Genomic DNA, 9990 nt, shown 5'->3' with positions numbered 1-9990 from the left:
GAGCGGCTGCTCAAACGCTTTGCACTCAAGCGCATGGTGGTCGTCGCCGACCGGGGCCTGCTGAGTCTCGACAATGTGGAGACCCTGGAGGCGCTCGGCGCCGAGCAGGGTCTGGCGGTCGATTACATTCTGGCGGTGCCCGGGCGACGCTACAGCGAGTTCACCGACGTGATCGAGCGGCTGCACCCGGAACTGGCCGAGCAGGCGCAGCGAACCGGGGCGGAGTCAGTGGTCGAAACGCACTGGCAGGGCCGTCGTCTGGTGATCGCCCACAACGCGCAGCGGGCGGCCGAACAGAATGCCGCTCGCCGGCGCAATATCGAAGAACTCGACGCTCTGGGCGAGCGCCTGGCCGAGCGGCTGGTCAAGCAAGACGCCGGTATGCCGCAGCGTGGTCGGCGCTCCAGCGACCGAAGCGCCTACCAGCGTTTTCACAAGGCGGTGCTGGATAAGCGGCTGTCTTCGATCGTGCGGGCCGATCTCGCCTCGAGCCAGTTCCAGTACAACATCGACGAGGCGGCCTGGGCGGCTGCGGATCGGCTCGATGGGAAGCTGCTGCTGGTCACCAGTCTGACCGATAGCAGCGCCGATCAGATTGTCGCACGCTACCGCTCACTGGCCGACATCGAGCGCGGATTCCGGGTTCTGAAAAGCGATATCGAGATCGCACCGGTCTATCACCGGCTCCCGGAACGCATCAGGGCTCACGCGCTGATCTGCTTTCTCGCGCTGGTCCTCCACCGGATGCTGCGCCAGCGGCTCAAGGCCGCCGGCAGCACACTCTCCCCGGAGCGCGCCCTGCGTACGCTGCGTCAGATCCAGCGCCACACCGTGCGCATCGGTGGCCGCGACTTCGAGGGCGTGACCAAGCCATCACCGGAGCAACTGGAGCTGTTCAAAGACGTCGGCATCGAGGTCCCGAAACGGCCCGCCTGAAGGCCTGTTGTGGCATTTTTCGCTTACGAGGTGTAAGCAAAACGGGAAGTTACGCGATTAGCTGACGAACTTCGGGGCGACTGCTTATCGACCCGGTCGCGCGCGCGGTGACCTATGAGCCGAAGCCGCCGTACCGGGAGGGGGCGGAGGCCAATGCGGAGCGGCTCACGACCGAACGGGACGACCCGGAGGAACCGCGGACCCTTGGGCCAATCGCCCGCGGCGCCAGCCTCTACCAGATCGCAGCGCATGTCGCGCCAAGACATCCGAAGGTCGCGAGCCGGGCCCTCTACGAGGCCAACCCCCAGGCCTTCATCGGCGGCGACCCGAATCTGCTGATGGCCGGCGCCATGCTGGAGATCCCCGACACCGAGGAGATCGAGGCCGGCGATCCGGATAAGGCTGAGTCGTGGTTTGACGAGGTGACCCAATGAGCCGGCGAAAGCATACCCAGCGGCAACACTCCGATGCTTCCGAAGGCGAGCGCCAGACCGACGCGCAGGCGGGCGAGCCGCACGAGGCATCCGCTGGCCCCAGGAGCGTCGAGACCCCGGATCCTGGTTCGGCCGATGAAGCCGACCACGGAGCGGACCTCGAGGCGTCCATCTTCGGTGATGGCGCAAGCGAGGAAGGCCAGGAACACCAGGCAGCCGTAACCGGCACCGGCGCTCGCCTCAAACGCTTCGCCCTCCCTGGCGCAGGTGTTCTCGTCGTGCTCGTCGTCCTTGGAGCCGTGCTCGGCGCCGGTGGGGACGACGAGGAGGGCGCCGAGCCGGCCCCGGAGCTAGCCCAGGTTGCGCAGCGTGTCCAGACCCTGGAGCAGGAGCTCGAGAATCAGCTGCAGGAGGTGGCGGCGGACCAGGAACAGGCAATCGATGCCCTGGAGCAGGCTCAGGAGTCCGGGCTGCAGGAAATCGAGCAGGCCCTGTCTGCGCATGAGGAGGCACTGACAGGGCTGCCGTCGGCCGATCGAGTCGCTCAACTGGAGCAGCAAACCGGGGACCTGGCCGCAGAGCTCGAGGCCCTGGAGCAGCAGATCCCCGGGGTCAGCGAGGACCGGCTCGACGCGCTGGATGAGCGGCTCACCACCCTGGAGGAGGCACCGGAGAACCCGAGGCTCGAGGATGCCCGTCTACTCGGCTTCGAGCATTGGGCCGGGTCCGCACTGGTCATCCTGGCCCATGACGGAGAGACCGGGCGCTATCGCTCCGGCGAGGCCGTGGGCGAGACGAGTTGGCGGGTGAGCTCGGTCGATCCAGAGGCCGAGGTCGCGGTCCTGCGCCACCAGGACGGCACCCTGCATGCGCTGCAAGTCGAGGAGGCTGGCCCATGAGGTGGTTCTATCCGACAGGGGTCCTGCTGGCAGGCCTGATCGTGATGGCGGGCTGTTCCAGCACGCCGTCTTCGCCCGAACAGGCGTCCGACAAGCCGAAGGTCGAGGAGGCGGAAGCGAGCGAGTCGGCTGACGAGCAGCGCGGCGAGGCGGATGAAGCAAAGGCATCCCCGGAGCCTTCCTGCGAGGAGGCCCTTGAGGGGCGCCGCCAGGTTTGGGCGGATCTCTCGCGCGCTCCCGAGCAGATCATCTACTACATCGGAGGTGAACGGTGCGAGCCCGAACGCTAGCCAGCGCCCTCATTCTCGCTATGGCGCCGGCCTATGCGGTGGCCGGGGATGGCGGGTTCTCGCTGCCTCTGCCTGAGTTCACGACCGACTCCGAGACTGAGCAACGGCCGGACGGCGCTTCCGAAGATGACTCCGGTGCCGGCGAAGCCGCTCAGCAGCAGGACGGTGAGGCCGTTGAGGCGCCTTACGTAGACGGTCCGGAGCCGGGCGGCGATGCCGCCGGAACGGTTGCGACCCCGGAAACGCGAGCCACTCAGGACGGTGCTGCGCCGGAGCGTGTGGTCTGGGATGGCACCCCGATCCGGGTCATCCTCCCGGTCGATGGGGAACGGATCGTGCGCTTGCCGGCCGATCAGGCCCGGGTCGGCGTGCCGCCGGCTCTCGAGGATCGTCTGCGAGTCCTCTCCCGCGAAGGCGTGCTCTATCTACAGCCGACCGAAGCCTTCGAGGCGACACGGGTGCTGGTCGAGGAGCCGCACACCGGACGGTCCTTCATGCTCGATCTGGAGGCGCGTGAGGAGGGGCCGCGCCGTGAGCTGATCGTCCATGGCGAGGAGCGTGAGGCGGCGGCTGCCCCCGAGGAGTCTTCCGAGGCGGAGTCCGCCGGTGCGCAGGCGCCGGTCCTGGACTACGTCACGCTCACACGCTACGCCGCACAGAACCTCTACGCCCCTGATCGACTTAGGCCCGGGCATCCCGGGATCCGCTCGGTGGGCGTTGAGGATGAGACTGTCGCCCTGGTCCGCGGTGCCCACGTCGAAGCCGAACCGATCGCCGCCTGGCGTGGGGGTGGGTACCACGTCACGGCGGTCCGGCTGACCAACCAGACCCGTGAGCCGGTCCTGCTCGACCCCCGGGCCCTGCGCGGGGACTGGCTCGCGGCGACCTTCCAACACGCCCGGCTGCACGGTGCCGGCCATGAGGCCGACACCACGGCGGTCTACCTGATCTCCGATCGCCCGTTCGAGGAGAGCTTCTGGGGGAGCCGGTAATGGCGAGCACGATCCGCAGCAACCGTCTACTCCCGATTCTCGGTGGCCTCGTCGCCGTCCTGCTGATCGTCGTCATCCTGGTCGGCGGCGGGGAGGATGCGCCGGAATCGGCCACTGTCGCCCATCCCGACGAGCTCGGTCCCGGCGATGAGATTGATCCGGCCGATGTCGATACGCAGGCGGATACGATCCGCATGCTCACCGCGCAGAATCAGCGCCTGGAGCAGCAGGTTGAAGCCATGGAGCAGGCGCTCGATGAGGTTGAGGAAGAAGCGGAGCGTCCCGATGAGCATGCCGAGGAGCGCCACGAGGCGCTCATGCAGCGCATCGAGCAGCTGACCGCGCGCGTGGAGGAGGACGAGGAGGAGGAGGACGAGGCCGACGACACGGATCTTCCAGTCGGGCTCGGCCTCTCCCCGGACGAGCAGCCGGTCGGCCTGTTGGGGGGCGCCACCGATGACGAGGAGCCCGCGATCGAGGACGGGTTACGGCCATCGGATCTGACCCGAGACCCCGAGGCGGAGCGCGGGGCACCGTCCACGACTGCTGAGCAGCTGACCTGGATCGACCCGCTCGATGCCCCGCATCCCGCCGCGGCGGACGGTGCGGGGCCGCAGGCACGGGAGTGGACCGGCCCTGAGGCAGATGAGGCCAGCGATGAAGACGCGCAGACGGACGATGGGGGCAAGGAGGACCTCGCTGTCTACACCGTCCCGCGGAACAGCATGCTCATGGGCTCAAGCACGCTGACCGCCCTGATTGGCCGCATCCCACGCGAGGGTACGGTTGAGGACGCAGCGCCGTTCAAGGTGGTCGTCGGTAGCGAGAACCTGGCCGCGCATGACATGGAGATCCCAGGCCTCGAGGGGATGATCCTCAGCGGCACTGCCTTCGGTGACTGGACCCTGTCCTGTGTGCGCGGCGAGCTCCACAGCGCCACGTTCATCTTCGAGGACGGCACCACGCGCACCTTCCCGGACCCGGGCGACGCCTCGATGCGCACCGATGACGCGGATGACGGGACGGAGAAGGCCTCCGGGGAGCGGATGGGCGCCGGCGATCCGGCCGAGCCGCCGATCGGGCACATCACCGACCCGCAGGGTGTGCCGTGTATCGCCGGTGATCGGGTCAGCAACGCGCCGGCGTTCCTGGCCCAGGCCGGCTTGTTGGCAGCGGGGCAGGCGGCGTCGGAGGCGCTGGCCCAGGCCGAGACCCAGACGATTGTCGGCCAGCAGGGCTTTACCCAGACGATCATCGACGGCGACACGGGCCGGTTCGTCGGTGGCCGGGCCGCTTCGGGCGCCGCCGAGGAGGTCCTCGAGTGGCTGCGTCGGCGCCAGGAAAACCACTTCGACGCCATCTTCACGCCGGCCGGCCAGGAGGTGACGGTCCACATCGACCGTGAGCTTCGCATCGACTACGAGACCGACGGCAGGAGGGTATCCCATGATCAGCGCCCGGACTTCCAGCGTGGCCTCTCGAATCAGCCGTTTGAGCGTGGCGAGCGCGATGCTGCTCGCCCTGATCGGCTCGACTAGCGCACTGACCGGCTGCGCCCGCAGTGGTGCCACACAAGAGGGCACGCCGCAGGTCTACCCCGAAGGGCCGCGGACCGATGAGGTCTACGAGGCCCACATGAACCGGCACGCCGGTGGCGACATCGACGACGGTCGGCAGCAACTGGCCCCCGGGTCGGCCCGCGGGCCCGGGCAGGGTGAGTCAGCGGATGCCGACGACCAGGAGGCCGAGGCGTCCGATGACGAGCGGAAACGTCGTGTACCCCCGGTCTACAGCACGCCGGCGCAGCGGCTGACCGATGGCACCGCCGCGCTGGCCGGCTACACCCGACAGGCGCACGATGAGCTGGAGCCGCGATTCGGCCGGGTCCCGAATCCCTCCATGGTCATGTACGTCTACCCGCACCTGGCGACCCCGAACGAGGTCCCGGTCCCCGGCTACAGCACCACCTTCCCGATGTTCGAGCGTGATCACTACGCACTGCCCGGCGAACCGGAGGCGCGGTAATGGGGATGCTGCAACAGCTGTTACGGCGTAACCGCTCTGGGCAAGGCGCCCAAGCCGATTCTTCCGAGCAACAGGCGGTCGAGTCCGGATCCACGGCCCGCAGCCCCAAGGAGCGCGAGTACGCGCAGCTCTACGAGCGTCCGGAGTCTTTCACGGACCTGCTGCCATGGACCGACTACGACCCGCAGACACAGATTTTCCTGCTCGAGGACAGCAACAGTGTAGGAGCGCTCCTGGAGCTCGCCCCGGCCTCGAGCGAGGCCCGGACGCAGGCGTACCTGGAGGAGCTCCTGGAGAACCTACAGACGGCCATCGCCGATGCGATCCCCGAGGTGGAGCACTCGCCCTGGGTGCTGCAGCTGTTTGTCCAGGATGAGCCGAATCTGACGGACATCCCGGACCGGATTCGGGAATACGCCGGGCAGCGCGGCGGTGAGCACGAGTTCATGGCGACTTACTGTGAGCACCTGGACGGCCATCTGCGGCGTATCTCGCGCGAGGGCGGGCTGTTTACGGATCAGCTGGTCACCGGCGGGAGCTGGCGCGGCCAGCGCCGGCGGACCCGGCTTTGCCTGTACCGGCGCAACGCCGGCGGCGATCTCACGCCTGACGAGGAACTCGACCAGGTGCTCGGCCAGCTGCGCGTATCCCTGGAGTCCGCCGGTGTCCAGGTACGCCGGTGCGGCGCCAAGGACCTCTACGAGTGGCTGGTCCCCTGGTTCAACCCGCGCCCGGAGATCACCGACGGTGACCCGCGGGATCTGCTGCGCATCGCCCCCTATCCGGGCGACGCGGCATTGCCGACAGCACGCGACTTCGCCGGGCTGTTCAACTTCTCCCAGCCCGAATCGGACCATGAGGCGGGCGTGTGGCGTTTCGATGGGCTGCCGCATACTGTTGTCTACGCCCAAGGGCTCCGTCAGCCGCCGCGGATTGGGCACTTCACCGGCGAGCGGCGCAGCGGGGAGAGCATCTACGCGCTGTTCGACAAGTGCCCGGAAGGCTCGGTCCTGGCGCTGACCGTGACCATCGCGCCGCAGGATGAGGTCGGCAACCGGATCGCCCAGGTCCGGGCCGCATCCGGTGGCAAGAACATCGAGAGCCAGCTCGCGCTCGAGGAGGCCACGGCCGCTCAGGAGCAGATGGCCCGGGGCAACAAGCTCTTCCCCACCCAGATCGCGCTCTATCTGCGCGCCGAGACGGATCGGCAACTGGTGCGTGATCGCCAGCAACTGGCTTCCCGGCTGGTCAGCAACGGGATCCAGGTCGTCACGCAGGAGGCCGAGCTCCTGCCGCTTCACAACTACATCCGCGGCCTGCCCATGGCCTATGACCCGCGGCTTGAGCGCTACTCGCGTCGGGCGCGCTACGTCTACGCGGACCATGTCACCGCCCTGGCCCCGTTCTATGGCCGCACCCGTGGGACGGGGCATCCGGGGATCCTGTTCTACAACCGCGGTGCCGAGCCGCTGGTGTTCGATCCGCTCAACTCGGCTGATCGCAAGAAGAACGCCCACGCCCTGATCCTCGGGCCGACCGGCGCCGGCAAGAGTGCGCTGCTGACCTACCTGATGATGCAGATGCTCGCGATCTACAAGCCGCGGATCTTCGTCATTGAGGCTGGTGACTCATTCGGGCTGTTGGGCCAGTACGCGGCTGCCAAAGGGCTGAGCGTCAACCAGGTTTCGCTGCAGCCCGGTCGGGACGTCAGCCTGCCGCCGTTTTCTGCAGCCATGAAGCTGCTCGAGCAGATCGATGCCGACGAGCAGCGCGGGGCCGAGGAATATGCGACGGATACCGACTCGGAGGCCGGGGCGGCCGGCGGCGATGAGGGAGGTGATGACGAGGAGGAAGGCGGGTCCCGGGACCTGCTCGGCGAGATGGAGCTCGCCGCGCGCATTATGATCACCGGCGGCGAGGCCAAGGAGGACGAGCGCATGACGCGCACCGACCGGCACACGATCCGCAGCGCGATCATCCGGGCGGCGCGCAACGTGCGCGACAGCGGCACCGGCCGAGACCAGGTGCTGACCGAGGACGTTGCCCAGGCCCTGCGCGAGGAGTCCCGCGCCGAGACGCTGACCGAAGGCCGGGGGCAGCGGATCCGGGACATGGCCGACGCCATGGAGCTGTTCTGCTCCGGCTTCGCCGGCCAGGTCTTCAACCGGCCTGGTACCGCCTGGCCGGAGGCGGATCTGACCATCGTCGATGTCGGGATCATGGCCCGCGAGGGCTATGAGGATCAGCTGACCGTGACCTACATGGGGCTGATGAACCATATCAACGACCTCGTCGAGCAACATCAGCACGAGGGGCGGCCGACGCTCGTGCTCACCGACGAGGGCCACATCATCACCACCAACCCGCTGCTCGCGCCGTTCGTGGTCAAGATCACGAAGATGTGGCGCAAGCTCGGCGCCTGGTTCTGGATCGCCACCCAGAACCTGGAGGACTTCCCCGACGCCTCGAAGAAGATGCTCAACATGATGGAGTGGTGGCTCTGCCTCGTCATGCCCAAGGAGGAGGTCGATCACATCGCTCGCTTCAAGGACCTCACCGAGGAGCAGAAGGCCCTGTTGCTGTCGGCGCGCAAGGAGCCGGGCAAGTACGTCGAAGGGGTCGTGCTCGCCGATCAGGTCGAGGCGCTGTTCCGCAACGTCCCCCCGCCGATCGCCCTGGCCCTTGCACAGACCGAGAACGAGGAGAAGGCGCAGCGTGCTCAGATCATGCGCGAGCACGACTGCACCGAGGTCGAGGCCGCCGAGATCGTAGCCCAACGGATTGCGGAGGCGCAGACATGAACGCACGAGCCTGGATGATGCGTGCCGCGCTGGGCGCGGGCCTGCTGGGGATGCTGCCCGCTGTCGCGTCGGCGAGCGACAGCGCGCCGAGTCAGGCGCGGGATCACGAGGACCGATCCTCGGCGCCCGGGGAGCACCTCGATCGCAGCCAGTGGAGCGAGCTCGAAGACGAGGAGTGGGAGCGCTACGAGTCGCTGATGAAAGGCCCGCGTGGGCTCTGGAGCCCAGACCTGGACCCGGTCTGGGTGCTGGGCATCCATGCGCGCTCAGGCGAGGAGCGACGCCGGATGGCGGAGATCGCGGTCGAGCGCGAGCGCGAGCGGGTCAGCCAGGAGCTCGCCTTCCAGTACGCCTATGACGACGCCTGGGATCGGCTCTACCCGGATGAGACCCCCTTCGCCAGCGATGAGACCGATGCCGATGAGGCCAGTCGTCAAGATCCGTCGCAACGGGAGGCGAGCGAACGGGAAGCCGCTCAGCAGGAGGCCTCGATCGAAGACGTCGGTCCCGGCGATCGGGTCGCCCTGGTGACCAGAGCGGAGGATTGCTCGACCTGTGAGGAGGTCCTGGAGCGTCTGATTGGCGCCCTCAGTGAGGGGGCGGGCTGGCAGGCCGATGTCTTTGTGCTGGATGCCGAATCGGATCACGAGGTGCGCGAATGGGCGACCGAGCACCAGGTACCGCCGCAGCTGGTCGAAACGCAGCGGCTGACGCTCAACCGGGACGAGGGCGAGCTCGCCGAGCTCGAGGTACCCGCGCTCTATCGCCGGGACGGCGCTCAGTGGGAGCCGCTTGCCTGGTGATGGCCCTCACCGCGCCGACGGCGCCGGCCGGCGAGCCGCCAAGGCTTTACCAGGAGGTGGCCGAGGCCGCCGAGGTGCCAGCGCAGCTGCTCTATGCCTTGGCTGCCGCGGAATCCGGCGCGGCGCTGAGCTCGGGGCGCTACGAGCCGTGGCCGTGGACGCTTAACGTCGGCGGCGAGCCGGAGCGCTACCCCAGCCGGGAGGCCGCGCAGGCGGCGCTGCGACAGCACCGGGCCGATGGCCGGCGCAACATCGATGTGGGACTGATGCAGGTCAACTGGCACTGGCATGGCGAGCGCTTCGCATCGCTGAGCCAGGCGCTCGAGCCGCAGGCGAATCTGCAGGTGGGGGCGGCGATTCTGCGGGGGCGCTACGAGGAGCGTGGCGATTGGCTCGAGGCGGCCGGTGCCTACCACGCGCCGTCGGACCCGCAGGCTGCCGCGGCGCATCGCGAGGCGGTCGCCGAGCACCTGCGGGCCCCGGTTGGCAGGGGGGAATGATGGGTCAGATCGAGTGGGTTAGTGCGCAGCGCTTATGGCGAAGCTGCACGTTGTTTGGGTTCGGTCTCGGCTGGGGCAATTACTCGACCTGCCTGTTGGTTATGTTCGGGCGTTGGCTCGTGGTCATTGGTCCGCATATCCCGAAGCACGACGGGCGAGAGGGCAGGGTCCAGGTCTAGGGAGGGAGGTCTGTGATGTCCGTAGCGGTTTCCCACAGAAGCTGTGGAAAAGTCTGTGGAGGCGAGCGCGCCCATCGCGGCCATGCCGCGGTTTGCTTTGGAGTGAACAAAGATTGTCCAGTCTGGTGCCG

General features: G+C 68.0%; 10 protein-coding genes. All 10 read left to right on the top strand.

Translation table 11 applies throughout. The features are described 5' to 3' along the window. The coding region (locus tag CCR79_RS13535; protein ID WP_201174150.1) for an IS1634 family transposase at positions 1–936 on the top strand (936 nt) is incomplete at its 5' end. 107 nt (positions 937–1043) lie between these two features. Further along, positions 1044–1370, top strand: coding sequence for a hypothetical protein (locus tag CCR79_RS13530; RefSeq protein WP_201173626.1), 327 nt, complete (start codon positions 1044–1046; stop codon positions 1368–1370). Next, positions 1367–2269, top strand: a complete 903-nt coding sequence (locus CCR79_RS13525; RefSeq protein ID WP_201173628.1) for a hypothetical protein — start codon at positions 1367–1369, stop codon at positions 2267–2269. Before CCR79_RS13530 ends, CCR79_RS13525 begins: the two co-directional genes overlap by 4 nt. Next, entirely contained in the window at positions 2266–2559 is a 294-nt protein-coding gene (locus CCR79_RS13520) for a hypothetical protein (protein ID WP_201173631.1), read from the top strand. Before CCR79_RS13525 ends, CCR79_RS13520 begins: the two co-directional genes overlap by 4 nt. Next, the gene (locus CCR79_RS13515; protein WP_345941503.1) at positions 2541–3551 is read left to right on the top strand and encodes a TIGR03749 family integrating conjugative element protein; all 1011 of its coding nucleotides are present in this window, start codon (positions 2541–2543) and stop codon (positions 3549–3551) included. The genes CCR79_RS13520 and CCR79_RS13515 overlap by 19 nt, the downstream gene beginning before the upstream one ends. Further along, positions 3551–5089, top strand: a complete 1539-nt coding sequence (locus CCR79_RS13510; RefSeq protein WP_242510934.1) for a TIGR03752 family integrating conjugative element protein — start codon at positions 3551–3553, stop codon at positions 5087–5089. The genes CCR79_RS13515 and CCR79_RS13510 overlap by 1 nt, the downstream gene beginning before the upstream one ends. After that, on the top strand, positions 5049–5576 hold the full coding sequence (locus tag CCR79_RS13505) for a TIGR03751 family conjugal transfer lipoprotein (RefSeq protein ID WP_238641789.1): 528 nt from the start codon (positions 5049–5051) through the stop codon (positions 5574–5576). Before CCR79_RS13510 ends, CCR79_RS13505 begins: the two co-directional genes overlap by 41 nt. Before the next feature lie 5 nt (positions 5577–5581). Beyond that, on the top strand, positions 5582–8377 hold the full coding sequence (locus CCR79_RS13500) for a conjugative transfer ATPase (RefSeq protein WP_201173668.1): 2796 nt from the start codon (positions 5582–5584) through the stop codon (positions 8375–8377). Continuing rightward, positions 8374–9180 carry a TIGR03759 family integrating conjugative element protein gene (locus CCR79_RS13495; RefSeq protein ID WP_201173634.1) on the top strand — a complete coding sequence of 269 codons (807 nt, stop codon included), beginning with the start codon at positions 8374–8376 and terminating at the stop codon, positions 9178–9180. Before CCR79_RS13500 ends, CCR79_RS13495 begins: the two co-directional genes overlap by 4 nt. Next, positions 9180–9680 (top strand): transglycosylase SLT domain-containing protein, encoded by a 501-nt coding sequence (locus CCR79_RS13490; RefSeq protein ID WP_201174147.1) that lies wholly within the window; start codon positions 9180–9182, stop codon positions 9678–9680. The genes CCR79_RS13495 and CCR79_RS13490 overlap by 1 nt, the downstream gene beginning before the upstream one ends. The last annotated feature ends 310 nt before the right edge of the window (positions 9681–9990 follow it).

Origin of the sequence: Halorhodospira halophila, assembly GCF_016653405.1 — a bacterium.
GTDB classification, from domain to species: Bacteria; Pseudomonadota; Gammaproteobacteria; order Nitrococcales; family Halorhodospiraceae; genus Halorhodospira; species Halorhodospira halophila_A.
This window is presented reverse-complemented; position numbering and strand designations above follow the sequence as displayed.

Coding starts and splice junctions, on each gene's coding strand:
- CCR79_RS13520 (WP_201173631.1), top strand. CDS start 2,266: ATGAGGTGGTTCTATCCGACAGGGGTCCTGCTGGCAGGCCTGATCGTG.
- CCR79_RS13510 (WP_242510934.1), top strand. CDS start 3,551: ATGGCGAGCACGATCCGCAGCAACCGTCTACTCCCGATTCTCGGTGGC.
- CCR79_RS13525 (WP_201173628.1), top strand. CDS start 1,367: ATGAGCCGGCGAAAGCATACCCAGCGGCAACACTCCGATGCTTCCGAA.
- CCR79_RS13500 (WP_201173668.1), top strand. CDS start 5,582: ATGCTGCAACAGCTGTTACGGCGTAACCGCTCTGGGCAAGGCGCCCAA.
- CCR79_RS13490 (WP_201174147.1), top strand. CDS start 9,180: ATGGCCCTCACCGCGCCGACGGCGCCGGCCGGCGAGCCGCCAAGGCTT.
- CCR79_RS13495 (WP_201173634.1), top strand. CDS start 8,374: ATGAACGCACGAGCCTGGATGATGCGTGCCGCGCTGGGCGCGGGCCTG.